The organism is Kitasatospora sp. NPDC002543, assembly GCF_053594915.1.
Genome location: NZ_JBSFWR010000051.1, coordinates 15,769 through 41,532, shown reverse-complemented (window position 1 = coordinate 41,532; position 25,764 = coordinate 15,769). Strand labels below are relative to the sequence as shown.

General features: G+C 73.4%; 22 protein-coding genes. 17 read left to right on the top strand and 5 right to left on the bottom strand.

Going from position 1 to position 25,764, the window contains the following annotated elements; all coding sequences use genetic code 11:
- The first annotated feature begins 41 nt into the window (after positions 1–41).
- Positions 42–374: a DUF2218 domain-containing protein gene (locus ACWD4P_RS21845; protein WP_359822292.1), complete on the top strand. Its 333-nt coding sequence runs from the start codon at positions 42–44 to the stop codon at positions 372–374.
- Here the strand turns inward: ACWD4P_RS21845 and ACWD4P_RS21840 are convergent.
- Together ACWD4P_RS21840 and gabT are read right to left on the bottom strand one after the other, a co-directional pair.
- The gene (locus ACWD4P_RS21840) at positions 347–1,009 is read right to left on the bottom strand and encodes a phosphatase PAP2 family protein (protein WP_449780684.1); all 663 of its coding nucleotides are present in this window, start codon (positions 1,007–1,009) and stop codon (positions 347–349) included. The genes ACWD4P_RS21845 and ACWD4P_RS21840 overlap by 28 nt on opposite strands.
- A 480-nt stretch (positions 1,010–1,489) precedes the next feature.
- On the bottom strand, positions 1,490–2,830 hold the full coding sequence (gabT, locus tag ACWD4P_RS21835) for a 4-aminobutyrate--2-oxoglutarate transaminase (protein ID WP_359822286.1): 1,341 nt from the start codon (positions 2,828–2,830) through the stop codon (positions 1,490–1,492).
- 241 nt (positions 2,831–3,071) lie between these two features.
- Here gabT and ACWD4P_RS21830 point away from each other — a divergent pair, with 241 nt between their 5' ends.
- From ACWD4P_RS21830 to ACWD4P_RS21820, 3 genes are all read left to right on the top strand, one after another.
- Positions 3,072–5,144 carry a type IV secretory system conjugative DNA transfer family protein gene (locus ACWD4P_RS21830; protein ID WP_359822284.1) on the top strand — a complete coding sequence of 691 codons (2,073 nt, stop codon included), beginning with the start codon at positions 3,072–3,074 and terminating at the stop codon, positions 5,142–5,144.
- Positions 5,145–5,297: 153 nt separating this feature from the next.
- Complete coding sequence (locus ACWD4P_RS21825; RefSeq protein WP_359822282.1) at positions 5,298–6,866, top strand: PucR family transcriptional regulator; 1,569 nt, start codon at positions 5,298–5,300, stop codon at positions 6,864–6,866.
- Positions 6,867–7,106: 240 nt separating this feature from the next.
- Positions 7,107–8,549, top strand: a complete 1,443-nt coding sequence (locus ACWD4P_RS21820; protein WP_359822280.1) for an aldehyde dehydrogenase family protein — start codon at positions 7,107–7,109, stop codon at positions 8,547–8,549.
- A gap of 137 nt (positions 8,550–8,686) precedes the next feature.
- Here ACWD4P_RS21820 and ACWD4P_RS21815 read toward each other — a convergent pair whose 3' ends face one another.
- Positions 8,687–9,355 (bottom strand): NAD(P)H-binding protein, encoded by a 669-nt coding sequence (locus tag ACWD4P_RS21815; protein ID WP_449780683.1) that lies wholly within the window; start codon positions 9,353–9,355, stop codon positions 8,687–8,689.
- Positions 9,356–9,424: 69 nt separating this feature from the next.
- On the opposite strand from ACWD4P_RS21815, the gene dxr reads away from it, so the two are divergent.
- From dxr to ACWD4P_RS21790, 5 genes are all read left to right on the top strand, one after another.
- Entirely contained in the window at positions 9,425–10,666 is a 1,242-nt protein-coding gene (gene dxr / locus ACWD4P_RS21810) for a 1-deoxy-D-xylulose-5-phosphate reductoisomerase (protein ID WP_449780682.1), read from the top strand.
- A 68-nt stretch (positions 10,667–10,734) separates the two neighbouring features.
- On the top strand, positions 10,735–12,039 hold the full coding sequence (locus ACWD4P_RS21805) for a M50 family metallopeptidase (RefSeq protein ID WP_449780681.1): 1,305 nt from the start codon (positions 10,735–10,737) through the stop codon (positions 12,037–12,039).
- 142 nt (positions 12,040–12,181) lie between these two features.
- A complete protein-coding gene (gene ispG, locus ACWD4P_RS21800) occupies positions 12,182–13,342 on the top strand; it encodes a flavodoxin-dependent (E)-4-hydroxy-3-methylbut-2-enyl-diphosphate synthase (RefSeq protein ID WP_359822269.1) in 1,161 nt (386 codons plus the stop codon).
- Between the two features lie 206 nt (positions 13,343–13,548).
- Positions 13,549–14,424: a GNAT family N-acetyltransferase gene (locus tag ACWD4P_RS21795; RefSeq protein WP_449780691.1), complete on the top strand. Its 876-nt coding sequence runs from the start codon at positions 13,549–13,551 to the stop codon at positions 14,422–14,424.
- A gap of 78 nt (positions 14,425–14,502) precedes the next feature.
- Positions 14,503–15,051, top strand: coding sequence for a GNAT family N-acetyltransferase (locus ACWD4P_RS21790; protein WP_449780680.1), 549 nt, complete (start codon positions 14,503–14,505; stop codon positions 15,049–15,051).
- 10 nt (positions 15,052–15,061) lie between these two features.
- On the opposite strand, the gene ACWD4P_RS21785 is transcribed toward ACWD4P_RS21790, so the two are convergent.
- Together ACWD4P_RS21785 and ACWD4P_RS21780 are read right to left on the bottom strand one after the other, a co-directional pair.
- On the bottom strand, positions 15,062–15,976 hold the full coding sequence (locus ACWD4P_RS21785) for an aminoglycoside phosphotransferase family protein (protein WP_449780679.1): 915 nt from the start codon (positions 15,974–15,976) through the stop codon (positions 15,062–15,064).
- Between the two features lie 74 nt (positions 15,977–16,050).
- Positions 16,051–16,980 carry a ferritin-like domain-containing protein gene (locus ACWD4P_RS21780; RefSeq protein WP_449780678.1) on the bottom strand — a complete coding sequence of 310 codons (930 nt, stop codon included), beginning with the start codon at positions 16,978–16,980 and terminating at the stop codon, positions 16,051–16,053.
- 281 nt (positions 16,981–17,261) lie between these two features.
- Here ACWD4P_RS21780 and rimP point away from each other — a divergent pair, with 281 nt between their 5' ends.
- The 8 genes from rimP to truB all read left to right on the top strand — a co-directional run bounded on the left by rimP (position 17,262) and on the right by truB (position 25,713).
- The gene (rimP, locus tag ACWD4P_RS21775) at positions 17,262–17,801 is read left to right on the top strand and encodes a ribosome maturation factor RimP (protein WP_359831442.1); all 540 of its coding nucleotides are present in this window, start codon (positions 17,262–17,264) and stop codon (positions 17,799–17,801) included.
- Between the two features lie 55 nt (positions 17,802–17,856).
- Complete coding sequence (gene nusA, locus ACWD4P_RS21770) at positions 17,857–18,858, top strand: transcription termination factor NusA (RefSeq protein ID WP_359831440.1); 1,002 nt, start codon at positions 17,857–17,859, stop codon at positions 18,856–18,858.
- Between the two features lie 127 nt (positions 18,859–18,985).
- Positions 18,986–19,228: a YlxR family protein gene (locus tag ACWD4P_RS21765; protein WP_449780677.1), complete on the top strand. Its 243-nt coding sequence runs from the start codon at positions 18,986–18,988 to the stop codon at positions 19,226–19,228.
- 228 nt (positions 19,229–19,456) lie between these two features.
- Complete coding sequence (gene infB, locus ACWD4P_RS21760; RefSeq protein ID WP_449780676.1) at positions 19,457–22,600, top strand: translation initiation factor IF-2; 3,144 nt, start codon at positions 19,457–19,459, stop codon at positions 22,598–22,600.
- 151 nt (positions 22,601–22,751) lie between these two features.
- Entirely contained in the window at positions 22,752–23,048 is a 297-nt protein-coding gene (locus tag ACWD4P_RS21755) for a DUF503 domain-containing protein (protein WP_238741325.1), read from the top strand.
- A gap of 153 nt (positions 23,049–23,201) precedes the next feature.
- Entirely contained in the window at positions 23,202–23,642 is a 441-nt protein-coding gene (gene rbfA / locus ACWD4P_RS21750) for a 30S ribosome-binding factor RbfA (protein WP_359830297.1), read from the top strand.
- Between the two features lie 2 nt (positions 23,643–23,644).
- Positions 23,645–24,748, top strand: coding sequence for a DHH family phosphoesterase (locus tag ACWD4P_RS21745; protein ID WP_449780675.1), 1,104 nt, complete (start codon positions 23,645–23,647; stop codon positions 24,746–24,748).
- A 35-nt stretch (positions 24,749–24,783) separates the two neighbouring features.
- Positions 24,784–25,713: a tRNA pseudouridine(55) synthase TruB gene (gene truB / locus ACWD4P_RS21740; RefSeq protein WP_359830292.1), complete on the top strand. Its 930-nt coding sequence runs from the start codon at positions 24,784–24,786 to the stop codon at positions 25,711–25,713.
- The last annotated feature ends 51 nt before the right edge of the window (positions 25,714–25,764 follow it).

Here is a 25,764-nt window from a genome sequence, read left to right as displayed (position 1 = left end):
GAGGGGACCCTAACTTCCCCCTCCCCGACTCTGGAGGGCCCATGCCCCGCTCCGAAGCCCGCGTCGCCACCGACCGGCCGGGCCGTTACGCCAAGCAGCTCACCGCCCACATGGGGCGCAAGATCGAGGCCGTCTACTCCGAAGAGGCCGGCCGCGGCACGATGGTCTTCGGCGCCGGCACCGCCACCCTCGAGGCACAGCCCGACGCGCTGCTGCTCACCGTCGAGGGCGAGCGCGAGAACCTGCCCGGCCTGGAGGACGTCGTCGGCCGCCACCTGGTCCGCTTCGGCGCCCGCGACGAACTCGTCATCGAATGGCACCGGGACAACGGCGAGCCCGGCCTGGTTCACCGCAACGAGGACCCCGAGGCCTGACGCCCCCCGACACCCGGCCGGGGCAGCCACCGGGCCGGCAGCCACAGCACCAGGACGGCCAGGCACCAGCTCGCCACCACGTCCAACAGCCAGTGGAAGTCGCTCCACACCAGCCCCGCACCCACCCCGAGCGACAGCAGCACCGCACCCGCCGCCAGGATCCGGGCCGCCCGCGGCCCCGCCACCCGGGCCAGCAGCAGCGCCGCCACCCCGTACGAGATCGTCGCGGTCGCGGTGTGCCCGGACGGGTACCAGCCCCACTGGCCCGCCGCCAGCGGCTCCCCGAGCGGCCCCGGCCGGGCGAAGGCCCACTTCGCCGGGACCACCAGCAGCGGAATCAGCACCGCCGTCAGCGCCGCCACCGGAAGCGGCAGCCACCAGCGCCCCGACCCGGCCCGGCGCCCCCGCCAGGCGGCCGACGCGCCCGCCAGCAGCAGCACCGGAACCGCCGGGACACCGCCGCCCAGGTCCGCCAGCAGGTGCCCGAACCGGTCCAGCAGCGCGCTCGGGAAGTCCAGGTGAGCCGTACGGACGGCCCGGCGGACCCAACGGTCCACGCCGAGCAGCGGCCCCTCCGCCGCGACCTGCCAGGACACCACCGCCAGCAGCACCGCCGCCACCATCGGCACGGCCACCGACCGCGCCGCCCGGCCCGGGACGGCGGACAGCCGCCCCGGAGCAGGGGGGAGAGCTCCGGGGCGGCCCTGATGATCGCCGGTCCGTGCGCCCCGGGGGGTGTGGGTCGGACGGTCGGCCGATCGGCCTTCGGTGTGCGCCGGCCCTCCCGGGCCGGCCTGGTCGCCCCCGCCCGGCACCCGCGGAACCGGCCCCGGACGGGGCCCCGCGGACGGCCGCGCCGAGGGCTCAGGCTCGCTGTCCATCTGCGATGACACTACGTCAACAGCCCTTCCGCGCCGAGCGCCTCCAGCGATCCCGCACATCATCTTCACCCCGCGCCGGGCAGCCCCCGGCGACCCGTCGATCATGCCCCGGCCGCCCGGACGGCGCCCCCGGAAACCGAACGGCCCGTGCGGACCAGAGGTCCCCACGGGCCGTTCAGCGCTGTCCGGACAACCCTCCGGAAGGGGGTTTCACGACCTGACGGGCGACACCGCTCAGAGGGCGGCGAACGCACCCTCCAGGATGTCCAAGCCCTCGTTCAGCAGGTGCTCCGGCATGACCAGCGGCGGCAGGAAGCGCAGCACGTTGCCGTAGGTGCCGGCGGTCAGCACGACCAGGCCCTCGGCGTGGCAGGCCTTGGCGATGGCCGCCGTGGCCTCCGCGTTCGGCTCCTTGCCGCCCGGCTTCACCAGCTCGACGGCGATCATCGCGCCGCGGCCGCGGACCTCACCGATGATCTCGTGCTTCTCCTGCAGGGCCCGCAGACGGCCCAGCATGATCTCGCCGATCCGCTGCGCCTTGCCGTTGAGGTCCTGCTCCTTCATCGTCTCGATGGCGCCGAGCGCGGCGGCACACGCCACCGGGTTGCCGCCGTAGGTGCCGCCCAGACCACCGGTCTGCGCGGCGTCCATGATCTCGGCGCGGCCGGTCAGCGCGGACAGCGGCAGACCGCCGGCGATGCCCTTCGCGGTGGTGATCAGGTCCGGGACGATGCCCTCGTCCTCGCACGCGAACCATTGGCCGGTGCGGCAGAAACCGGTCTGGATCTCGTCCGCGACGAACACGATGCCGTTCGCCTTCGCGAACTCCACGATCGCCGGCAGGAAACCCTTCGCCGGCTCGATGAAGCCGCCCTCGCCCTGGATCGGCTCGATGATGATCGCGGCGACGTTCTCGGCGCCGATCTGCTTGTTGATGGTCTCGATCGCCTGCGCGGCGGCCTCGGTGGCGGCGTTCTCCGCACCGGTCAGCCAGCGGTACGGGTAGGCGACCGGAACCCGGTAGACCTCGGGAGCGAACGGACCGAAGCCCTGCTTGTACGGCATGTTCTTCGCCGTCAGCGCCAGGGTCAGGTTGGTGCGGCCGTGGTAACCGTGGTCGAACACCACGATGGCCTGGCGCTTGGTGTAGGCGCGGGCGATCTTCACCGCGTTCTCGACGGCCTCGGAGCCCGAGTTGAACAGCGCGGTGCGCTTCTCGTGGTCACCCGGGGTCAGCTCGTTCAGCTGCTCGGCGACGGCCACGTAACCCTCGTACGGGGTCACCATGAAACACGTGTGGGTGAAACTGGCCAGCTGCTCGGTCGTCCGGGCCACCACGGCCTCGGCGCTGTTGCCGACATTGGTCACGGCGATGCCGGAACCGAAGTCGATCAGTGAGTTGCCGTCCACGTCCTCCAGCACGCCGCCATTGGCACGGGACACGTACACCGGCAGGGTGGTGCCGACACCGGCCGCCACCGCACCCAGCTTGCGGGCGTGCAGCTCCTGCGACTTCGGACCGGGGATCGCGGTGACCAGGCGGCGCTCCTGCGGGAGCGGCGTTGCGGCGCTCATGGGGTTTCTCCAGACTTCTCGGCTCGGTGCTTCGCAGGCTACGGCCGCCCTCCCCACCCCGGCACGCGCCACTCGGTAGCAGTGAGCCGTCCGACTTGTCCGGCACGGCCAGCACGGGCGAGGCGACTACCCGCAGGCCACGCTCCACTACCCTGAGCGCGGGCGTGTCGCCGGTACGGCGGCATGGGTATGGCGGCACCGACGGCGGTCGGGCCGGGCGGGCGAGGGAGCGGGGCCGTACATGGCACAGGACGGGGCACACCACCACGGCGAGCGCACCACCACCAGACCCCCCGACCCCCTGCCCCACCAACGCCCCGGCGGGGGCGCCCCCTCCTTCGACCTCGCGGCCTGGGCCTGCGCCCCGCGCCCCGACGCCGACCCGGGCATCTACCGGCTCGGCTACCGCCGCATCGACCCGGAGCGGGCGGAGGTGGCCAAGGTCGCGACATGGCCGCTGCTGCTTCGGGCGGGGCTCAACGCGGTGGTGGGGTGGTTCGCCTTTGTCTACGGCACCCAGTTGGTGCTCCATCTGATCGTGAGGACCGTTTGGGTTGAACACCCCACCGCAACCCTGGTGACTGTCGTCGGGCTGTCGGTGAACGTGCTGGTCGCTGCGGCCGTCATCAAGATCTTCGGCCGCATGGGCCGCTGGCCCGAGGTGTGGCGCCGGTACGTCACGCCGCTGCTGTCGCGCACGGTGACGCGGGAGCAGCCCGGGGAGGAGGCCGCCCCGGGGGCGGTCGAGGCCGCGAGGGGGCGGGACCCGTGGGACGGGCTGCGGCAGGGCGGCGCGGTCGAGGCGGCCGCGCGGCTGGACGGCGAGGCCGTGGGGGACGTCGACTACGTGCGGATCCGGCGGGCCTGGGAGTCGGCCCAGGCGGACCCGGTGTTCGTCCCGGCCTTCACCGAGCAGGTGGCCGCCCGGGGTGCGGCGGCCTTCGCCCACCCGTCCGAGGCCCGCGAGTTGTCCGGTCGCGCGGAGTGCCACGATCTGCTGCTGGGTCAGGTCCGTCTCGGTACCGCGCAGGACGTCCCGAAGAACCCGCCGGGCCACCGGTCGGCCGGTTTCGCGCTGGGTCCGGAGCTGTTGGGGACGTCGTTGTTGGCGGTGGGCCCGGCCGGGACGGGGAAGACGGCGCGGCTGGCTCGTCCGGTGGCCGAGGCGTTGTGCCTGCAGGCGCTGTCCGGTACGGCCTGTGCGGTGGTGGTCGGGGCGGCGGACGTCGATCTCGGCCCGGATTCCTGGTACGACGTGGTGATCGCGCCCGGCGACCCGTCCTCGCTGTACGGGCTGGACCTCTACGGGGCCGCGCGGGACCCCGACGAGGCGGCCGCCCGGCTGGCCGAGGCGCTGCTGCCGGACGAGCTGACCGCCCGGGCGGAGCACGCCCGTACCGCGGTGCAGCAGGTGGTGGGTCCGTTCCACGCGGCGTACGGCCGCTTTCCGGGGGTGCGGGAGCTGCGGGCGTTGTTGGCGGGTGAGCCGGATGTGCTCGCGGCCCTGGTGAAGGCGCTCGGCGTGGCCGGTCTGCTGGCCGTGCACGAGCGGGACCTGGAGTACCGGGAGCGGCAGCGCGACCGGGCGGACGATCCCGGGGCGCTGTTGGCGGACCGGCTGGCGCTGTTGGAGCGGCCGGCCTTCGAGGGTGCCTTCGCGACCGACGGCACCGGTCGGCCCCCGTTCGCGATGCGGGTGCTGGACCACCCGTTGCGGGTGCGGGTGAAGCTGCCCGAGCGGGGTCATCCGGAGGCGGCGCGGATGCTGTCCCGGCTGGTGGTGGGGCAGTTCGTGCAGGCGGCCGGGGCCCGTGAGGACCGTTCGCTGTTCGCGGGTCTGGTGGTGGACGACGCCTCGGCGGCGCTGGACGCCACCGCGGTGCGCGGTCTGCAGCGGATGCGTGGGGCCAATGCGGGCGCCGTGCTGCTGCTGCGGACGTTGGTGGACCTGCCAGAGGCGCTGCGGGCGCCGCTGTTCGGCGCGGTCGGCTGTCGGATGGCGTTCCCGGGGATCGCCCCGTGGGACGGGAAGCTGTTCTCGGAGGCCTGGGGGACGCACCTGGTGCAGGAGACCGCGGTCACCCACACCCCCGACACCTCCGGTGGCGTGATACGGCGGGCGGGGCGGGTCGGGCGGAAGGCGTTGTCGGGGACGACGGCGCAGACGGAGTCGGTGACGACGCGGGATGTGGAGCGGTTGCGGTGGTCGCCGTCGGATCTGGCGCACGCGTTGCCGGCGGGGCATGCGGTGGTGTCGTTGACGGCGGTGTCGGGGGAGCAGGTTCCGCCGTTGCTGGTGGACCTCAGGGGTTGACGGCGGGTTGCCGGGGAAGTCGCCTTCGAGGTGGATTCGGCAGTGCGGGTTGTCCGGAGCGTCCATAATGGAGGGGAGAGACCCTCACCAGTCCCACGTCCCTCTCCTCGCCCGGCCGCAACGGCGCGGTCAGGTCGATCCCTCGAAGGTGCCATGCCCCCCACACTCGCCTCCGTCGTCCGCAACACGTCGCTCCATCTGACGGTTCTCGCCGGTGCGGATCACCTGGAGCGGCCGGTCCGCTGGGTGCACACCAGTGAGCTGGACGACCCGACGCCGTTCCTGGAGGGTGGCGAGCTGCTGCTCACCACCGGTATCAAGCTGGGCCGTACGGCGGCGCAGTTGCAGGCGTACGTGCACCGGTTGGCCGATGCGGGGGTGGTGGGGCTGGGGCTCGGGGTGGGGTTGTCGCACACCGAGGTGCCGCAGCCGCTGGTGGACGCGGCGGCGCAGCGGGGGTTGCCGTTGCTGCGGGTGCCGGAGCCGACGCCGTTCATCGCGATCAGCAAGGTGGTGTCGGCGGCGCTGGCCGCGGAGCAGTACGAGGCGGTGACGACCAGCTTCGAGGCGCAGGAGGAGTTGACCCGGGCGGCGCTCGGCAAGGACGGCACGACGGCGGTGGTGCGTCGGCTGGCGGCCCGGCTGGGGGGCTGGGCGGCGCTGTACGACGGGTCGGGTGCGCTGTCGGTGGTGGCGCCGGACTGGGCGGCGCGCCGGGCGGGGCGGTTGGCGGCGGAGGTGGACCGGTTGCGTCGGCGGCCGGCGCCGTCGAGTGCGGCGTTGCAGGGGCGTGCGCCGGGGATAGACACGGCGGACGAGGACTACGTGGTGGTCCAGTCGCTGGGGGCGGACCGGCGGGCGCGGGGTTTCCTGGCGGTCGGGACCGAGGACCGGATCACGCCGACCGAGCGGTACGTGCTGAACGCGGCGGTGGCGCTGCTGACCCTCACCCTGGAGCGTTCGCGGGAGCTGCGGCAGGCCGAGGAGCGGATGGGCGCGGCGCTGCTGCGGATGGTGCTGGCCGGTGAGGTGTCGACGGCCCGCCAGGTGGCGGTGGGGCTGTTCGGGGGGATGCCGGAGGGGACGATACGGGTTCTGGTGGCGGGGGCCGGGCCGGCCAACGCGGATGCCGCGGAGGCGTTGGGGGAGCTGGGGGACCGGGCGGAGCAGGCGGGTTCCCGGGTGGGCGAGAAGCTGCTGGTGGCGCGGGAGGACGGTGCGCACGGGCCGCGGCTGATGGTGCTGGCGCTGGACAACGGCGCGGTGCACCGGGCCTGTCTGGGCGCGGTGGAGGAGCACGAGGGCTTGTCGTTGGGCGTTTCGGCGCCGGCCGCGCTGGAGGAGGCCGGGACGGCGCACGCGCAGGCCGAGCGGGCGCTGGCGGTGGCGTTGCGCGGTGGCCGCCGGTCGGTGGACCACGAGGAGGTCGGCGCGGGGTCGCTGCTGCCGCTGCTCGGCGAGGACGCGGTGACGGCTTTCGCGGAGGGGCTGTTGCGGCCGCTGCGGGAGCACGACCGGACGGCCCGCGGGGACCTGGTGGCTTCGTTGCGGGCGTGGTTGTCCCGGCACGGCCAGTGGGACGCGGCCGCGGCCGATCTGGGGGTGCACCGGCACACGCTGCGCTACCGGATGCGTCGGGTGGAGGAGTTGCTGGGCCGGTCGTTGGACGACACGGACGTGCGGATGGAGCTGTGGCTGGCGCTGCGGTCGGGCGAGGAGTGAGGCCCCGGCGAGGAGTGAGGCACCGGCGAGGGGCGGGGTACCGGAGCGCACCGCCGAAGCCGTCCACCGCCGAAGCCGCCCAACGGCGGTGATGCACGGCCCGGTAGGACGCGGTGGAGTGGCCCCGGGGGCGAACGCTCCTAGTCGGCCAATCCGGTCGGTGCGCCGCCCCGCCTACCCTCAAAACCGGGTCCCACGTCCGTGGGCCGTAGGACAGACGAGGAGAGGGCCGGTACCACGGTGACCACCACGTACGATTTCTGGCTCGCCGGCCGCCGGGCGAGCGGTGACGCCGACTTCGAGGTGCACAACAGCTGGGACGGCCGTCTGGTCGGCAAGGTGAGCATCCCGACCGAGGCCCAGGTCGAGGAGGCGCTGGACGCCGCCGTCGCCGCGCTGCCGGTGTTCGCCGCCACCCCGGCGCACCAGCGTGCCGCCGCCCTGGACCACGTGGCCAAGCGGCTGACGGAGCGCACCGAGGAGCTCGCCCAGCTGGTCAGCGCCGAGAACGGCAAGCCGATCAAGTGGGCCCGCGGTGAGATCGGCCGCGCGGTGTCGGTGTTCCGCTGGGCCGCCGAGGAGGCGCGCCGCACCAACGGCGAGACCATGCGGCTGGACACCGACCCGGGCGGCGTGGGCCGTTTCGCGGTGGTGCGCCGCTTCCCGCGCGGCGTGGTGCTGGGGATCGCCCCGTTCAACTTCCCGCTGAACCTGGTCGCCCACAAGGTCGCTCCGGCGATAGCGGTCGGCGCCCCGATCATCCTGAAGCCGGCGCCGTCGACGCCGCTGTCGGCGATGGTGCTGGGCGAGATCCTGGCCGAGACCGACCTGCCGGTCGGTTCCTGGTCGATCCTGACGGTGCCGAACGACCGGATGCCGGCCCTGGTGCAGGACGAGCGCCTGCCGGTGATCTCCTTCACCGGTTCGGACAAGGTCGGCTACCAGATCATGGACTCGGTGCCGCGCAAGCACTGCACCCTGGAGCTCGGCGGCAACGCCGCGGCCGTGGTGCTCGCCGACTGGTCCTCGGAGGCCGACCTGGACTGGGCGGCCACCCGGATCGCGATGTTCGCCAACTACCAGGGCGGCCAGTCCTGCATCTCGGTGCAGCGGGTGATCGCCGACGCCTCGGTGTACGACGCGCTGGCGGAGAAGGTCGTCGCCAAGGTCAAGGCGCAGGTCACCGGTGACCCGGCCGACGACGCGACCGACGTCGGCCCGCTGATCGACGAGAACGCCGCGAAGCGCGTGGAGTCCTGGGTCGAGGACGCGGTCGCCAAGGGCGCCAAGGTGCTCACCGGCGGTACCCGCGAGGGTGCGACCTACGCCCCGACCGTGTTGGCCGACCTGCCCGCGGACGCCATCCTGGCCAAGGCCGAGGTGTTCGGCCCGGTGCTGTCGCTGCACCGGGTGGACGGCGTGGACGAGGCCTTCGCGGCCGTCAACGACTCGGCGTTCGGCCTCCAGGCGGGCGTGTTCACCCACGATCTGCAGACCGCCTTCCGCGCCCACCGGGAGCTGGAGGTCGGCGGTGTGATCATCGGCGACGCGCCGTCCTACCGTGCCGACCAGATGCCGTACGGCGGCGTCAAGGACTCCGGTGTCGGCCGTGAGGGCGTCAAGTACGCGATGGACGACTACACCGTCGAGAAGGTCATGGTCCTGACCGGCCTCGACCTCTGATCGTCGCCGTGGCGGCGCGGTAGTGCCGCCACCGCGGGAGGGCCCGGTTCGCCGAACCGGGCCCTCCTCGCGTTCACGCCCCCGCAGGGCTCGGTGTCCGCGTCGCCGCGCACCGCGGAGCTCGCGCCCGCGGGGGTTCAGCCGTCGTGCCCGGCGGCCGCGGCGACCGCCTCCTCGACGGTGGCGTCCCCGGCGACCAGTTCCAGGGTCAGCCCGGCGGTGCCGGGTTCGCGCAGCAGGGCGGCCAGGACGGCGGCGACGTCGGCCCGGTCCACCGCGCCGCGGTCGACCGCGGGGGCCAGCCGGACCCGGCCGGTGCCGGGGCCGTCGGTGAGCCGTCCGGGGCGCAGCACCGTCCAGTCCAGCGCGGTGCGGGCCCGGACGGCGTCGTCGGCGGCGCCCTTGGCCCGCAGGTAGGTCTCGAAGACCTGGTCGGCGGGGTGGTGGGCCTCGGCGTCGGCGGCCATCGCCGAGACCATCAGGTACCGGCGGACTCCGGCGAGTTCGGCGGCGTCGGCGAGCAGGACGGCGGCGTCCCGGTCGACGGTGTTCTTGCGGGCGGCGCCGCTGCCCGGTCCGGCGCCGGCGGCGAAGACCACCGCGTCGGCTCCGGTGAGCAGTGCGGCGAGCTGGGTGGCGGTGGCGGCCTCCAGGTCGAGCAGCAGCGGCTCGGCGCCGGCGTCGATGAGGTCCTGGGCCTGTTCGGGGCGGCGGATGATCCCGGCGGGGCGCTCGCCGCGGGCGGCGAGCAGCCGTTCCAGCCTGAGCGCGATCTGTCCGTGGCCCCCGGCGATGACGGTACGCATGGTTCCGACGGTAGTCCCGGGGGCCGGAGGTCGTCCTGGGGAGTGCCGCGAACAGGACACAATGGGCGCATGACTTCGCTCGCCCACCCGCAGCTGCGTTTCACGCCCACCGTGGCGGACCCCTCCGGCCCCCGGGAGCTGGTGATCCTCGGGTCCACCGGGTCGATCGGCACCCAGGCCATCGACGTGGTGCTCCGCAACCCGGACCGCTTCCGGGTGGTCGCCCTGTCGGCGGCCGGCGGCCGGGTGGAGCTGCTGGCCGAGCAGGCGGTGCGGCTCGGCGTGCACACCGTGGCGGTGGCCGATCCGGCGGCCGAGCCGGCGCTGCGCGAGGCGCTGGCCGCGAAGGCGGCGGGCCGTCCGCTGCCGAACGTGCTGGTGGGCCCGGACGCGGCGACCGAGCTGGCCGCCCTGGAGTGCCACTCGGTGCTGAACGGCATCACGGGTTCGATCGGCCTGCGGCCGACGCTGGCCGCGCTGGAGGCGGGCCGGGTGCTGGTGCTGGCCAACAAGGAGTCGCTGATCGTCGGTGGTCCGTTGGTGAAGGCGGTCGCGAGGCCGGGTCAGATCGTGCCGGTGGACTCCGAGCACGCCGCGCTGTTCCAGGCTCTGGCCGGCGGTTCCCGGGCCGAGGTGCGCAAGCTGGTGGTCACCGCGAGCGGCGGCCCGTTCCGCAACCGGACGCGTGAGCAGCTGGCCGGGGTGACCCCCGAGGACGCGCTGGCGCACCCGACCTGGGCGATGGGCCCGGTCGTCACGATCAACTCGGCCACCCTGGTGAACAAGGGCCTGGAGGTGATCGAGGCGCACCTGCTGTACGACGTGCCGTTCGACCGGATCGAGGTCGTGGTGCATCCGCAGTCGGTGGTGCATTCGATGGTGGAGTTCACCGACGGCTCGACCCTGGCGCAGGCCAGTCCGCCGGACATGCGGATGCCGATCGCGCTGGGCCTGGGCTGGCCGGACCGGGTGCCGGACGCCGCCCCGGGCTGCGACTGGACCAGGGCCGCGACCTGGGAGTTCTTCCCGCTGGACGACGAGGCCTTCCCGGCGGTCGAGCTGGCCCGCGAGGTGGGCACCCTGGGCGGTACGAATCCGGCGGTCTTCAACGCGGCCAACGAGGAGTGCGTGGAGGCATTTCTGAAGGGCCGCCTCGCTTTCACCGGAATCGTGGACACTGTTGCCAAGGTCGTGGCCGAGCACGGTCAGCGGGACGGCGGTTCGGCGGCGGGAACTTCCCTGACCGTGGAGGACGTCCTGCACGCGGAGGACTGGGCGCGTGCCCGGGCCCGCGAGCTGGCGGCCGGCTGACGGCCGACCGACGGCCCGATTGCGGTAGGACGAGACGATGAGCGGAGCGGCATGACGGAGGACCAGCGGTGGCAACGGTTTTGACGGTGGTCGGCATCCTGGTCTTCGTCATCGGGCTGCTCATCTCGATCGCCTGGCACGAACTCGGCCACCTCTCCACGGCCAAGCTGTTCGGCATCCGGGTGCCGCAGTACATGGTCGGCTTCGGCCCGACCCTCTGGTCGCGGCGCAGGGGCGAGACCGAGTACGGCATCAAGGCGATCCCGTTCGGCGGGTACATCCGGATGATCGGGATGTTCCCGCCGGGCGCGGACGGCCGGATCACCAAGCGCAGCAGCTCGCCCTGGCGCACCATGATCGAGGACGCCCGCGAGGCCTCCTACGAGGAGCTCCAGGAGGGTGACGAGAGCCGGCTCTTCTACACCCGCAAGCCGTGGAAGCGCATGATCGTCATGTTCGCCGGGCCGTTCATGAACCTGGTCCTGGCGTTCGGGCTCTTCCTGACGGTCATGATGGGCTTCGGCGTCTCGATGAACGTGCCGACGGTCAGCACCGTCGCCCAGTGCGTGGTCAAGGCGGGCCAGCCGACCGACAGCTGCCCGGAGGGCGCGGCGCAGACCCCGGCCGCCCGGGCCGGGCTGAAGGCGGGCGACCGGATCGTCTCCTTCGACGGGGACCGGATCGGCACCTACGACCAGCTCCAGGCGGACATCCGCAGGTCGGCCGGCCGGACGGTGCCGGTGGTGGTCGAGCGGGACGGGCAGCGGCTCACCCTCAACCCGACCATCGCGGTCAACGACGTCCAGAAGTACGACGGCAACGGCATCCCGATCAAGGGCCAGACCGTCCAGGCCGGGTTCCTCGGGTTCACTCCTGCGAGTGGTGTGGTCCAGCTCGGTTTCGGGCAGTCGCTCGACCGGATGTACGACATGACCGAGAACGGGGTGAAGTCGCTGATCGCCCTGCCGGGCAAGATCCCGGGGCTGTGGAATGCGGTCGTCGGCGACGCCCCGCGCGACCCGGACTCGCCGATCGGCATGGTCGGCGCGGCCCGGGTCAGCGGGGAGGTCTTCTCGCTCGACATCCCCGGGACCCAGCGGATCGCGTTCTTCGTGAACCTGCTGGCGGGGATCAACCTGTCGCTCTTCCTCTTCAACATGCTGCCGCTGCTCCCGCTGGACGGCGGGCACATCGCCGGCGCGGCCTGGGAGGCGGTCCGGCGCCGGTTCGCACAACTGTTCCGGCGGCCCGACCCGGGCCCCTTCGACGTCGCCAAGCTGATGCCGGTGGCGTACGTGGTGGCCAGCATCTTCATCGGTTTCACGCTGCTGGTGATGGTCGCCGACCTGGTGAACCCGGTGAAGATCAGTTAGGGCGTTCGGGTACCACGGGTGTGCTGGGCGCCATGGCGGTGCCGTACCGTGGAGGCCGGGTGCGCGACGTCAGCGCGCCCGGCCTCGGCCGTGTCACGGTCGGGCGGTCGACCACACCTCAACCCCGGGGAACCCTGCGCACATGACCGCGATCTCGCTCGGTATTCCGTCCCTGCCGCTCAAGCCGCTGGCGAAGCGCCGCTACTCCCGGCAGATCATGGTCGGCAACGTGCCGGTCGGCGGCGACGCCCCGGTCTCGGTGCAGTCGATGACCACCACGGTGACCTCGGACATCAACGCCACGCTCCAGCAGATCGCCCAGCTCACCGCGTCCGGCTGCCAGATCGTCCGGGTCGCCGTTCCCTCGCAGGACGACGCCGACGCGCTGCCGATCATCGCCAAGAAGTCGCAGATCCCGGTCATCGCGGACATCCACTTCCAGCCGAAGTACGTCTTCGCGGCGATCGACGCCGGCTGTGCGGCGGTGCGCGTGAACCCGGGCAACATCAAGGCCTTCGACGACAAGGTCGGCGAGATCGCCAAGGCCGCCAAGGACGCGGGCGTGCCGATCCGGATCGGCGTCAACGCCGGCTCGCTGGACAAGCGCCTGATGGAGAAGTACGGCCGGGCCACCCCGGAGGCGCTGGTCGAGTCGGCGCTGTGGGAGTGCTCGCTGTTCGAGGAGCACGACTTCCGCGACATCAAGATCTCGGTCAAGCACAACGACCCGGTCGTGATGATCAACGCCTACCGCCAGCTCGCCGCCGCGTGCGACTACCCGCTGCACCTCGGCGTGACCGAGGCCGGGCCGGCCTTCCAGGGCACGATCAAGTCGGCGGTCGCCTTCGGCGCGCTGCTGGCCGAGGGCATCGGCGACACCATCCGGGTCTCGCTCTCCGCCCCGCCGGCCGAGGAGATCAAGGTCGGCAACCAGATCCTGGAGTCGCTCGGGCTGCGCGAGCGCGGCCTGGAGATCGTCTCCTGCCCGTCCTGCGGCCGCGCCCAGGTGGACGTCTACAAGCTCGCGGAGGAGGTCACCGCCGGGCTGGAGGGCATGGAGGTGCCGCTGCGGGTGGCCGTCATGGGCTGCGTCGTGAACGGTCCGGGCGAGGCCCGGGAGGCCGACCTCGGGGTCGCCTCCGGCAACGGCAAGGGGCAGATCTTCGTCAAGGGCGAGGTCATCAAGACCGTCCCGGAGTCGAAGATCGTCGAGACCCTGATCGAGGAGGCGCTGAAGCTCGCCGAGCAGATGCAGGCGGCGGGCGTCGAGGCGGGGGCGCCGACGGTGGTCGCGGGCGAGTGAGGGGCCGCGGGGCGGTGGGCCCCGCGTAGTCCGTTCCGGCGGCCGTAGGCTGTCCGGACCGTGCGGGAGCGCCCGCGCGATGTTTTCCGGAAGCGGGGCCGTCCGTTCGCGGACGGCCCCGCGGCCGTAGCCGGGTGGGGCCACGGAGTAGGGTGCGGCCAGAGTCGTCTCAGTGAGGTGCTGTCTCGATGCTCGATCGAGGTGTGATGCTCCCGAGCTCCTTCCAGGCCGTCCGGGCCCTGGCCACCACCCGTGTGCTGGAGCCGCCGGACCTCCCGGACGCCCTGGAGGTCCTCCGCCGCGACCCGGTCGCCAACGCCTTCGTCGCCACCCGGGTCGAGGCCGTCGGGCTGGACCCGTGGCGGCTCGGCGGGGAGATGTGGGGCTGGTACGACGGGGACGGCGTGCTGGAGTCGCTCTGCTACGCCGGGGCGAACCTGGTCCTGGTCGACGCCGGTCCGGAGGCGGTCGCGGCGTTCGCGGAGCGGGCCCGCCGGCAGGGGCGGCGCTGTTCCTCGATCGTCGGGCCGGCGGCCGCCACCGCGGGCTTCTGGGCGCGGCTGGAGCGCAGTTGGGGGCCGGCCCGGGACGTGCGGGCGCACCAGCCGCTGATGGCGACCTCGGAGCCCTCGGCGGAGATCGCGCCGGATCCGCTGGTGCGCAGGGTGCGGCGCGACGAGGTCGAGGCCCTGATGCCGGCCTGCGTGGCGATGTTCACCGAGGAGGTGGGGGTCTCGCCGCTGGCCGGCGACGGGGGGCTCCTGTACCAGGCGCGGGTGGCCGAACTCGTGTCCACCGGGCGGTCGTTCGCGCGGTTCGGCGAGGACGGGCAGGTCGTCTTCAAGGCGGAGATCGGTGCGGTGACGGAGGGCGCCTGCCAGATCCAGGGGGTCTGGGTCGCGCCCGAGCACCGCGGGCGGGGGCTCTCCGAGACGGGGATGGCGGCCGTCTTGGAGATCGCGTTGCGGGAGGTGGCGCCGGTGGTGTCGCTGTACGTCAACGACTTCAACCTGCGGGCCCGGGCCGCGTACCGGCGGGTGGGGTTCCGGGAGGTCGGGGCGTTCATGAGCGTGCTCTTCTGAGCGGGCGGAGCGGGTCGCCCGGGGTGCTGTTGGGATCTTCGGCCGCGCTGCCGGGCCGCTGGTAGTAACGTCCGGAGCATGGATCAGCTGACCGGGGTGACGATCGAGGCCATCGACCTTGCGGCCTGGGCGCCGCAGGCGCTCGAGGTTCAGGCGGAGGCGTTCGGGCTGACGCCCGAGGAGGTCGCGGTCCGGCTGCACATCGTGGGGCGGCACGCCCTGCAGCCGGGGGTGATCGCGCTCGGGGCGATGAGCGAGGGCCGGCTGGTCGGCTTCGGGTACGGGATGCCCAACCAGCGGGAGCACTGGTGGAGCACCGTGATCGAGCCCTACCTGGCCGCCCGGGGGTACGGGGGCTGGCTGGACGGGGTCTTCGCCGTCACCGAGCTGCACGTGCTGCCGGAGTTCCAGGGGCAGGGGATCGGCTCGCGGCTCATCCGGGCGCTGTGTGAGCGTTCGGGGCTGGAGCGGAGCATCCTGTCGGCGATCGACGCGGAGACGCCGGCCCGGCGGCTGTACCGGGCGCTGGGGTACCAGGACCTGGCGCGCGCGGTGCGGTTCCCGGCGACGGACCGGCTGTACGCGGTGATGGGGGCCCGGCTGCCGCTGAGCGGGGCCGGGGCGTAGCAGCCCGCGGTCAGAGGGCGCCGGCGAATTCGAGGTGGAGCTCGGCGTCCTCCCGGCGGTCCGCGGCGAGGGCGCGCAGGGCGAGGTCGACGGCGCGGAACAGGGCCCAGCCGCGCAGGCGCTCCCGGTCGACCTCGAGGGCCTCGGAGAGCCGGCCCAGGCGGCGGCGGACGGCGGCTGGGGCGCCGGGGGATCCGAACAGGGTGTCGGCGCGGTCCAGGGCGAGGCGGGCCAGGTCGAAGGCGCGTTCGCCGGCCAGCGGGCGCGGGTCGATGGCCAGCCAGGGGGCGCGGTCGGCGGCCAGGACGTTGCCGTGGTGGAAGTCGCCGTGCAGCAGGAACGACTCGTCGGCGGAGCCGGCCAGGTCCCGGGCGGTGTCCAGGGCCTCGTCGATCAGCGGTCGCGCCTCGGCGGCGGTGTGGGGGCCTTCCGCGAGGCGGGCGGTGGCGGCGATCCGTCCGGGGACGTCGGGGAAGGGGTGGTCCTCGGGGAGCGCGGTCCAGAGGCGGTGCAGCAGGCTGGTGGCCTCCAGCATGGCCTTGGGCTCGGCGAGGGAGCGCAGCGGGATCTCGCCGTGGAGGCGTTCGAGCAGGAGGACGCCCTCGTCAGGGTCGGCGTCGAGGAGGAGGACCGCTCCGCGGCCGGCCCAGTGGGCGAGGGCGGCGTCCTCGTGGGCGGTCTCGGGGGTGGTCAGTCCGATCTTGAGCACGGCGGGGGAGAGGTCGTCGCGGTGGACGTACGCGACGAGGCTGAGGCTGCCGCCGGGGTCGAGGATCCGTTCCAGGGTGAGGTTCCGGGCGGTGAGGTGGGCGGCGGCCCTGGCGGGGAGGGCGGCCAGCCACCGGTGGCCGGGCTCGCCGTGGGCGGCGGTGACGGTGTTCGTCAGCCGGCTGGGGACGGTGATGGTGGGTTCGGCTCCCGACATGGGTCCATTGTCGGGGTTTGGGGCGCGCGGGCCGCTGCGGGCGCGCGGGCTTTCGCCCCGCGCGCCCGTGGCCGTCAGCCGGGGAGGCCGGGGAAGGCCGTGGCCGGGGCGCCCCAGCGCCGGGCGCGCAGGGCGGTCTCGCGCAGCGCGGTGGCGGCGGCCGGGCGGTGGCGGGCGGGGAGCTCGGTGACCAGGGCGCCGTAGGTGGCGGTCAGCCGGGTCTCCAGGTGGACGGCGAGTTTGCCGGCGTCGGCGGGGGAGGCGACGGGGAAGGGGAGCTGGTAGCCGCCCGCGGCGGGGGTGGGGGTGGCGGAGGCGCTGGTCAGGAGGCGCTGCCAGGCGTCGCGTTGGGCCTGGTGGGCGGCGTGGGTGGTGCGGGCCTCGGTGCGCTGGGGGTCGTCCGGGAGGTGGGCGCCGACCACCCCGTAGCCGTAGACGGCGGCGTGCTCGGCGCCGAGGGCGCCCTGCAGGACGGGCACGGCGGCGGGCTCGGCGGCGCGTTCGGCGCCGGTGCCGCCGTCGGGGGTCGTGACCGGGGTCGGGTCGCCCAGGGCCACGGCGTGCAGGGCGTTGGAGGCGGAGACGGAGGCGAGCAGCAGGGCGAGGGACGGGCTGACCCCGTCGAGGCCGCGGAGACGGGACTCGGCGGTCCGGCGCTCCGTGAGGGCCAGCTCCGGGAGGGTGGGCAGGGCACGGTCCGGGGTGCCGGTGGGGGAGGGGCTCGCGGTCGCGGTCGGCAGGCCCTGGGCGAGGGCGGCGCGGTGCCGGACGGTGTCGTCGCGCAGGGGCTGGAGCAGGGCGGTCTGGGCGCCCGGGGCGGCGAGCAGGCCGTCGTAGGCGCCGAGCAGGACGTCGGTGTCGGCGACCGCCCGGAGGCGCGCGGGGGTGTCCGGGTCCCTGGTCGGGGCCGGGTCGCCCGGGCGGCCGCCGTGGCCAGCGGTGCAGGCGGTGAGGGTGGTGAGCAGTCCGAGGGCCAGGAAGGTCCGTCGGCTGGGCGGCTGCATCGGGGTCACTCCGGCGGGTACGGGAGGACGGCCTCCCCGCCTGCCCTCGTTGGCGTGAATCATTACAGAATCCCCACGTTCCCGGGCCCGGTTCGAGGACGGCGTGCGGGGTGTGAGCTTGCTCGCAGTGGGTGGTGCGGGCGTGCTCGGCGGAGGTCCGGAATCGGTGGATGGGGGCTTGACCGGATAGGCTTTGGGCCGAGCTGCCGTGATCCGGTGTGGCACCGGGGACGCGGAGCGACCTTCTGACAACAGCAGACGCGGCCGAGGAGTCCACCCGGATGAGCACCACCCACACCGACCGGCTGCGAGCGTTGCTGGAGCCGCTGGCCGAGCAGGCCGGACTGGATCTGGAGGAGGTCAGGGTCACCCGGGCGGGCAGCCGTCGGCAGGTGCAGATCGACGTCGACACCGACGGCGGCGTGGACATGGACACCATCGCCGAGTTCAGCCGGGTGGTCGGTGAGGCCCTGGACGAGTCGGACCTGATGGGGGACGACGCGTACCTGCTGGAGGTCGGCTCGCCGGGTGCGGAGCGCCCGCTGGTCCTGCCCCGGCACTGGCAGCGCGCCGAGGGTCGGCTGGCCAGGATCCACCTGGTGGACGGCGGGGAGATCGTCGCCCGGGTGCTGGAGGCCGACGAGGACGGCGCACTGGTCGAGGTGCAGCCGGTGAAGGGGCGTGGCCGCCCGAAGGAGCGCCGTCTGGCGTACGCCGAGGTGGCCCGGGCCCGCGTCCAGGTGGAGTTCAACCGCAAGGACGACGAGGCGCTCCTGGACGAGGCCGCCGACCTCGACGAGGGGGAGGACGGCGCCGAGTGACCCTCCGGTGCCGTACGACCATGACGAACGTGACGAAAGACGAGGAGGCGTAGCCGTGGACATCGACATGAGTGCCCTGCGCACGCTGGTCAACGAGAAGAACATCCCCTTCGACCTGCTGGTCGAGTCCATCGAGTCCGCCCTCCTCACCGCGTACCACCGCACCGAGGGCTCGCGCCGCCGGGCCCGGGTGCACCTGGACCGCAAGAGCGGCCACGTCACCGTGTGGGCCATGGAGGACCCGGCGGAGCTGGACGAGGGCGTCGAGCCGAAGGAGTTCGACGACACCCCGAGCGGCTTCGGCCGGATCGCGTCCAGCATCGGCATCCAGGTGATGATGCAGCGCCTGCGCGACGCCGCCGACGACCAGACCTTCGGCGAGTACGCGGGCAAGGAGGGCGACATCGTCACCGGTGTCGTCCAGCAGGGCAACGACCCGAAGAACGTGCTGGTCGACATCGGCAAGCTGGAGGCCATCCTGCCGCCGCAGGAGCAGGTCCCGGGCGAGGACTACCGGCACGGCACCCGGCTGAAGTGCTACGTGGTGGCCGTGCGCCGGGGCGTCCGCGGGGCTTCCGTGACCCTGTCGCGCACCCACCCGAGCCTGGTGAAGAAGCTGTTCGCGCTGGAGGTCCCGGAGATCGCGGACGGCAGCGTGGAGATCGCGGCGATCGCCCGTGAGGCCGGCCACCGGACCAAGATCGCGGTCTGGTCGCGCCGCCAGGGCCTGAACGCCAAGGGCGCCTGCATCGGCCCGATGGGCTCCCGGGTGCGCGCGGTGATGGGCGAACTGCACGGCGAGAAGATCGACATCGTCGACTGGTCGGAGGACCCCCGGGAGATGGTGGCCGCGGCCCTGTCGCCCGCGCGGGTGACCAGCGTGGAGATCGTGGACCTCGCCCAGCGCTCCGCGCGGGTGATCGTGCCGGACTACCAGCTGTCGCTGGCGATCGGCAAGGAGGGCCAGAACGCCCGCCTGGCCGCGCGCCTGACCGGGTGGCGGATCGACATCCGGCCGGACACCGAGGGCCAGGCCGAGGAATCGCAGGCCCAGTAATCAGTGTTGTCGTCGGCGCCCCTGTCGGTCCTCCGGGACCGGCGGGGCGGCGCCATGTCGCTTCGGAGGGGTAGACTTGCCTTCGTCTGGCCGGACGCATGTCCGAGCACGCCCGGAACGCACCTGCGTGGGCTGCCGCAAGCGCGCGGCCAAGCACCAGCTGTTGCGTGTCACGGCGGTCGAGGGCGAGTGCGTCCCTGATCCCCGTGGCGCACTCCCGGGCCGGGGCGCTCACCTGCACCCCGACTCGGCCTGCCTCGACCTCGCGGTCCGCCGCCGGGCGTTCCCCCGGGCCTTCCGGCTCCAGGGCGCGCTCGACACCGAGCGGCTCCGCGAGTTCATCGGGGAGCGGGCGGGCGAAGCCTCGTAGCAGGGCCGCCTTCCGCGACGGCCGCCGCTCGCGCGGCGGAGAACCACCGCAACAAGCACAGCGCTCGGGCAGCCGCGCGCCGTGCACCAGTCAGGTACCTCGCGATGTGGAAGTAGGTCGAGATTGCGATGAGCACTCGATGAGTACGCGATGAGTACGCGATGGGTACGCCCATGAAGTAGCGACAGTCCGGCGGACGAGACCCCCGGACTCATAGACAGGAGTGAAGTGGCTAAGGTCCGGGTTTATGAACTCGCCAAGGAGCTTGGCTTGGAGAGCAAGGCCGTCATGGCCAAGCTCACCGAGCTCGGTGAGTTCGTCCGTTCGGCGTCCTCGACGATCGAGGCGCCGGTCGTGCGCAAGTTGACTGACGCGCTTGGTGTGGCCCCCACCGGTGGTGGTTCCGCTGCCAAGCCGGGTCCGCGGAAGACCGCGGCGCCCTCCCCCGCCGCCGGTTCGGGTGCCCCGAAGCCGGGGGCTCCGACCCCGGGTCCGCGCCCCGCCGCGGCCCCTGGTCCCCGTCCGACCCCGGCTGCCGCCGCGCCTTCCGCGCCGGCCGCCACCCCCGCCGCCGCCCCGAAGCCGGGCTCGGCGCCGACCCCGGGCCCGCGCCCGGCCGCGCGTCCCGCCGCTCCGGCGGCCCCGGCCGCGCCCGCGGCCGAGTTCTCCTCGCCGGCTCCGGCCGGTGACGCCCCGCGTCCGGCCGCCCAGGCCCCGCGTCCGGCCGCCCAGGCCCCGCGTCCGGCCGCCCAGGCCGCCGGCGGTGCCCGTCCGGGCCCGCGTCCGGCCGGTCCGCGTCCGGGCAACAACCCGTTCACCTCGGGCAGCGCCACCGGCATGGGCCGCCCCGGCGACCGCCGTCAGGGCGGTCAGGGCGGTGCCCCGCGTCCGGGTGGTGCCCAGGGTGGCGACCGTCCGCGTCCGGGTGGCGACCGTCCGCGTCCCGCCGGTGCCCCGGGTGCCGGTGCGCCGCGTCCCGGTGGCGACCGTCCGCGTCCCGCCGGTGCCCCGGGTGCCGGTGCGCCGCGTCCCGGTGGCGACCGTCCGCGTCCGGGTGGTCCGGGTGCCGGTGCCCCCCGTCCGGGTGGTGCCCCGCGTCCCGACGGCATGCCGCGTCCGGCCGCGCCGCGTCCCGGTGGCCCGACCCCGTCCGGCATGCCGCGCCCGAACCCGGGCATGATGCCGCAGCGTCCGGCCGGCCCGCGTCCGGGCCCGGGTGGCCGTGGTCCGGGTGGCCCCGGCGGCCGTCCGGGTGGTCCGGGTGCCGGCGGCGCCCGTCCCGGCTTCCAGGGTCGTCCGGCCGGTCCGGGCTCGCGTCCGGCCGGTGGCGGCGGCTTCGGCGGCCCGCGTCCCGGTGGCGGTGCCCCGGGCGGCGGCGGTGGCTTCGGCCCGCGTCCCGGCGGCTTCGGCGGTCGCCCCGGCGGCCCGGGTGCCCGTGGTGGCACGCAGGGCGCCTTCGGTCGTGGCCCGGGCGGTCGCCCGGCGCGCGGTCGCAAGTCGAAGCGGGCGAAGCGCCAGGAGTACGAGGCCATGCAGGCCCCGTCCGTCGGCGGTGTGATGCTGCCTCGCGGCAACGGCCAGACCGTTCGCCTGTCGAGCGGCGCCTCGCTGATGGACTTCGCGGAGAAGATCAACGCCAACCCGGCCGCGCTCGTCTCCGTCATGTTCAACCTCGGTGAGATGGTCACCGCGACCCAGTCGGTCTCCGACGCGACCCTCGAGCTGCTGGCCGGCGAGATGGGCTTCCAGCTGGAGATCGTCAGCCGGGACGACGAGGACCGCGAGCTGCTGGAGTCGTTCGACATCGACTTCGGTGCCAACGAGGGCGACGAGGACCAGCTGGCCCCGCGCCCGCCGGTCGTCACCGTCATGGGTCACGTCGACCACGGTAAGACCCGCCTGCTGGACGCCATTCGCAAGTCCAACGTGGTGGCCGGCGAGGCCGGTGGCATCACCCAGCACATCGGTGCCTACCAGGTCGTCACCGAGGTGAACGGCGAGCAGCGCCCGATCACCTTCCTCGACACCCCGGGTCACGAGGCGTTCTCCGCCATGCGTGCCCGTGGTGCCAAGTCCACCGACATCGCGATCCTGGTGGTCGCGGCCAACGACGGTGTCATGCCGCAGACGGTCGAGGCGCTGAACCACGCCAAGGCCGCCGGTGTGCCGATCGTGGTCGCCGTCAACAAGATCGACGTCGAGGGTGCCGACCCGACCAAGGTCCGCGGTCAGCTGACCGAGTTCGGTCTGGTGGCCGAGGAGTACGGCGGCGACACCATGTTCGTCGACATCTCCGCGCGCCAGGGCCTGAACATCGACCAGCTGCTGGAGGCCGTGGTCCTGACCGCGGACGCCTCGCTGGACCTGCGGGCCAACCCGGAGCAGGACGCGCAGGGTATCGCCATCGAGGCGCACCTGGACAAGGGCCGCGGCGCCATGGCGACCGTGCTCGTGCAGCGCGGTACGCTCCGCGTCGGCGACTCGATCGTCGTGGGCGACGCCTACGGCCGCGTCCGCGCGATGCTGGACGAGAACGGCAACAACCTCGCCGAGGCCGGCCCGTCCCGTCCGGTGCTGCTGCTCGGTCTGACCTCGGTGCCCCGCGCCGGCGACAGCTTCATCGTCGTCGACGAGGACCGCACCGCCCGTCAGATCGCCGAGAAGCGCTCGGCCCGCGACCGCAACGCCGCCTTCGCGCAGCGTCGGGTCCGGGTGTCCCTGGAGGACCTGGACAAGGCCATCGCCGCCGGCTCCATCGAGCAGCTCAACCTCATCATCAAGGGTGACGTCTCCGGTTCGGTCGAGGCCCTCGAGGACGCCCTGGTCAAGCTGGACGTGGGCGAGGAGGTCGAGCTCCGGGTCCTGCACCGCGGTGTGGGTGCCATCACCGAGTCCGACGTGGACCTGGCGATGGGCTCGGACGCCATCATCATCGGCTTCAACGTGCGCGCCGAAGGCCGTGCGCGCGCCGCGGCCGACAAGGAAGGCGTGGACGTCCGGTACTACTCGGTCATCTACCAGGCGATCGAGGAGATCGAGAACGCCCTCAAGGGCATGCTCAAGCCGGAGTACGAGGAGGTGCGCCTCGGCGCCGCGGAGATCCGCGAGGTCTTCCGCTCCTCCAAGTTCGGCAACATCGCCGGTGTCCTGGTCCGCGACGGCATCATCCGCCGCAACGCCAAGGCCCGCCTCATCCGCGACGGCAAGGTCGTGGCGGAGAGCCTCACCATCGAGGGTCTGCGCCGCTTCAAGGACGACGCGACCGAGGTCCGCGAGGGCTTCGAGGCCGGTGTCACCCTGGGGTCGTTCAACGACATCAAGGTCGAGGACATCATCGAGACCTACGAGATGCGCGAGAAGCCGCGCGCCTAGTCGGTGTCAGCCGGGGCCGGTCGACGGGTGGTATTTCCGTCGACCGGCCCCGGTCTCGCTGTGTAGGGTCCGGGAGTAGTCAGACACAGCGGCGCGAGCCCGGTTGCGGGTCGCTCCCCGAGGCCTTCCAGGTCGGCGAGACCTGTCATACATGTTCGTGGGAACACTCACGTTCGACCTGCTGCTGGGCGACGTCCACTCGCTCAAGGAGAAGCGTTCGATCGTGCGGCCCATCGTGGCCGAACTGCAGCGCAAGTACAGCGTGTGCGCTGCCGAGACCGGGAACCAGGACCTGCACCGCCGGGCCGAGATCGGCCTGGCGGTGGTCTCCGGCGAAGCCGGGTACGTCACCGAGGTCCTGGACAGCTGTGAGCGGTTGGTCGCCGGCCGCCCCGAGGTGCAGCTCCTCTCCACGAGGAGGCGCTACCACAACGACGACGACGAATGAGGACCGTGGAGCCGGCCGGCGGAAGTCGCCGTTCTCACACGGATCAGGACCGAGAGCGCCCGCAAGGCCGGGCGCGGGCCGGTACTTTGGGGCGTGGGCCCCGACGGGTGCGCAGCTCACCCGGGTACCGGGCCCACTGCACGAGGAGGCAACGTGACCGACACCGCAAGGGCGCGCAAGCTCGCCGACCGCATCCAGGTGGTCGTCGCCCAGACCCTGGAACGGCGGATCAAGGACCCCCGTCTGGGGTTCGTGACCATCACCGACACCCGGGTGACCGGAGACCTGCGCGAGGCCACCGTCTTCTACACCGTCTTCGGTGACGAGACCGAGCGCGAGGCCACCGCGGCCGCGCTGGAGAGCGCCAAGGGCGTGATCCGCTCCGAGGTCGGCAAGATCGGGGTGCGCTTCACCCCGACGCTGACCTTCGTCGCGGACGCGCTGCCGGACAACGCCCGGAACATCGACGACCTGCTCGACCGGGCCCGCACCTCGGACGCCGCCGTGCGCACCCGTGCCGCGGGCGCGAGCTACGCCGGTGACGCGGACCCGTACCGGGCCCCTGCGTCCGAGCGTGACGACGAGGACGAGTAGTCATGGCGGGTGAGCCGGCGCAGGCCGCCTCGCGAGCCGGATCGACCACGGGGGCGTCCTCCACCAGCACGGTGGAGGGTGCCCTCGTGGCGCTCCCGGGGCCGCGCACCGAGGAGTCCGGGTTCGAACTGCTCTGGCAGCAGGTGGTGGCGGAGATCGGGCGGGCCCGTTCGATCGACCTGATCTGCCACATCTGCCCGGACGGCGACGCGCTGGGCTCCTCGCTGGCGGCCGCGCTGGCGCTGCGGGCGCTCGGCAAGCAGGTGCGGGTCTCCTTCGGCGACGACCCGCAGATCGTGCCCGAGTCGCTGGCCTTCCTGCCCGGCCAGGAGCTGATCGTGCCGGCCGCCGAGGTGCCGGACGTTCCCGAACTGGTGCTCTGCTTCGACGTGGCCGCGGAGAGCCGGCTCGGCCTGCTGCGCGACAAGGCCTTCGCCGCGCCCGTCCTGGCGGTGTTCGACCACCACGCCTCCAACCCGGGCTTCGGCACCCACCAGCTGATCGACCCGACCGCTCCGGCCACCGCCGTGCTGGTCGACGAACTGCTGCGCCGGCTCGGCGTCGAGCTGGACCAGGAGCTGGCCACCTGCCTCTACACCGGTGTCGCCACCGACACCGGCTCGTTCAAGTACCGGGCCACCACGCCCGCCACCCACGAACTGGCCGGCCGGCTGCTGGCCACCGGCATCCGGCACGACCTGATCTCCCGGCAGCTGTGGGACACCTCCTCCTTCGGCTACCTCAAGGTGCTCGCGGGCGCGCTCGACCGGGCCGTCTACGAGCCGGCGGCGGCCGGCGGGCTGGGCCTGGTGTGGACCTGGGTGCCGTACCAGGACCTCGCGCTGTTCAGCGTCACGGTCGAGGAGATCGAGGGCCTGATCGACATCCTGCGCCGCCCGGCCGAGGCCGAGGTGGCGCTGGTGCTCAAGCAGGACCCGGACGGCACGCTGCGCGGCTCCTCGCGCTCCAAGGGCGCGGTGGACGTCGCCGCGGCCTGTGCCGAGCTGGGCGGCGGGGGACACGTCTTCGCGGCCGGCTTCAGCGTCCGCGAGGACGTGGCCGAGGTGGTCGAGCGGTTCCGGGGCGCGCTGCGACCGGTACGTTGATCGTCTCCCCTGATGTTGTTGAGAGAAAGAACCCGATGAAGCGCAAAGGCACCGGCCCGGACGGCCTGGTGATCGTCGACAAGCCCGAGGGCATCACCTCGCACGGGGTCGTCGCCAAGCTGCGGTGGCTGGCCGGGACCCGGAAGGTCGGGCACGCCGGCACCCTGGACCCGATGGCCACCGGCGTGCTGGTGATCGGCGTCGAGCGGGCCACCCGGCTGCTCGGCCACCTGATGCTCACCGCCAAGACCTACGAGGCGACCGTCCGGCTCGGCCAGACCACCGTCACCGACGACCGGGAGGGCGACGTCACCGCCTCGACCCCGGCCGACGCCGTCACCCGGGAGGCGATCGACGCCGGGATCGCGGCGCTCACCGGCGAGATCATGCAGGTGCCGTCCAAGGTCAGCGCGATCAAGATCGACGGCAAGCGCTCGTACGCGCGGGTGCGCGAGGGCGAGGACTTCGAGCTCGCGGCCCGGCCGACCACGATCCACTCTTTCACCGTGCACGAGCAGCGCGCGGCGGTCGCCGAGGACGGCACCCCGGTGATCGACCTGGACGTCACCGTCGAGTGCTCCTCCGGCACCTACATCCGGGCGCTGGCCCGGGACCTGGGCGCCGGACTGGGCGTCGGCGGGCACCTGACCGCGCTGCGGCGCACGAAGGTGGGCCCGTACGGGGTGGAGTCGGCGCGCACCCTGGAGCAGTTGGAGGCCCAGGTCACCGGCGAGTCCGCGACGGGCCTGGAGGTGCTGCCGATCGCCGAGGCCGCGGCGGCCGCCTTCCCCCGCTGGGACCTCGACGAGGCCTCGGCGCAGAAGCTGTCGCACGGTGCCCGGCTGAAGGCGCCCGGGTTGGGCGCGGACGGACCGATCGCGGTGTTCGGGCCGGACGGGCGCTTCCTCGCGCTGGTCGAGGAGAAGGCCGGGCAGGCGAAGCCGGTCGCGGTCTTCGTCGGCTGACGGCTTCTGCCGCTCGGAGCCCCGTGGCTCGGAGCCCCCGTCGCTCGGAGC

Bases quoted from the DNA above. Each gene is read 5' to 3' on its own strand.
- ACWD4P_RS21780 (WP_449780678.1), bottom strand. From the start codon at position 16,980: ATGCAGCCGCCCAGCCGACGGACCTTCCTGGCCCTCGGACTGCTCACC.
- ispG (WP_359822269.1), top strand. From the start codon at position 12,182: ATGACCGCGATCTCGCTCGGTATTCCGTCCCTGCCGCTCAAGCCGCTG.
- ACWD4P_RS21825 (WP_359822282.1), top strand. From the start codon at position 5,298: ATGCCCCCCACACTCGCCTCCGTCGTCCGCAACACGTCGCTCCATCTG.
- ACWD4P_RS21795 (WP_449780691.1), top strand. From the start codon at position 13,549: ATGCTCCCGAGCTCCTTCCAGGCCGTCCGGGCCCTGGCCACCACCCGT.
- ACWD4P_RS21785 (WP_449780679.1), bottom strand. From the start codon at position 15,976: ATGTCGGGAGCCGAACCCACCATCACCGTCCCCAGCCGGCTGACGAAC.
- ACWD4P_RS21755 (WP_238741325.1), top strand. From the start codon at position 22,752: ATGTTCGTGGGAACACTCACGTTCGACCTGCTGCTGGGCGACGTCCAC.
- rimP (WP_359831442.1), top strand. From the start codon at position 17,262: ATGAGCACCACCCACACCGACCGGCTGCGAGCGTTGCTGGAGCCGCTG.
- truB (WP_359830292.1), top strand. From the start codon at position 24,784: ATGAAGCGCAAAGGCACCGGCCCGGACGGCCTGGTGATCGTCGACAAG.
- gabT (WP_359822286.1), bottom strand. From the start codon at position 2,830: ATGAGCGCCGCAACGCCGCTCCCGCAGGAGCGCCGCCTGGTCACCGCG.
- ACWD4P_RS21745 (WP_449780675.1), top strand. From the start codon at position 23,645: ATGGCGGGTGAGCCGGCGCAGGCCGCCTCGCGAGCCGGATCGACCACG.
- dxr (WP_449780682.1), top strand. From the start codon at position 9,425: ATGACTTCGCTCGCCCACCCGCAGCTGCGTTTCACGCCCACCGTGGCG.
- ACWD4P_RS21815 (WP_449780683.1), bottom strand. From the start codon at position 9,355: ATGCGTACCGTCATCGCCGGGGGCCACGGACAGATCGCGCTCAGGCTG.
- ACWD4P_RS21790 (WP_449780680.1), top strand. From the start codon at position 14,503: ATGGATCAGCTGACCGGGGTGACGATCGAGGCCATCGACCTTGCGGCC.
- ACWD4P_RS21845 (WP_359822292.1), top strand. From the start codon at position 42: ATGCCCCGCTCCGAAGCCCGCGTCGCCACCGACCGGCCGGGCCGTTAC.
- ACWD4P_RS21830 (WP_359822284.1), top strand. From the start codon at position 3,072: ATGGCACAGGACGGGGCACACCACCACGGCGAGCGCACCACCACCAGA.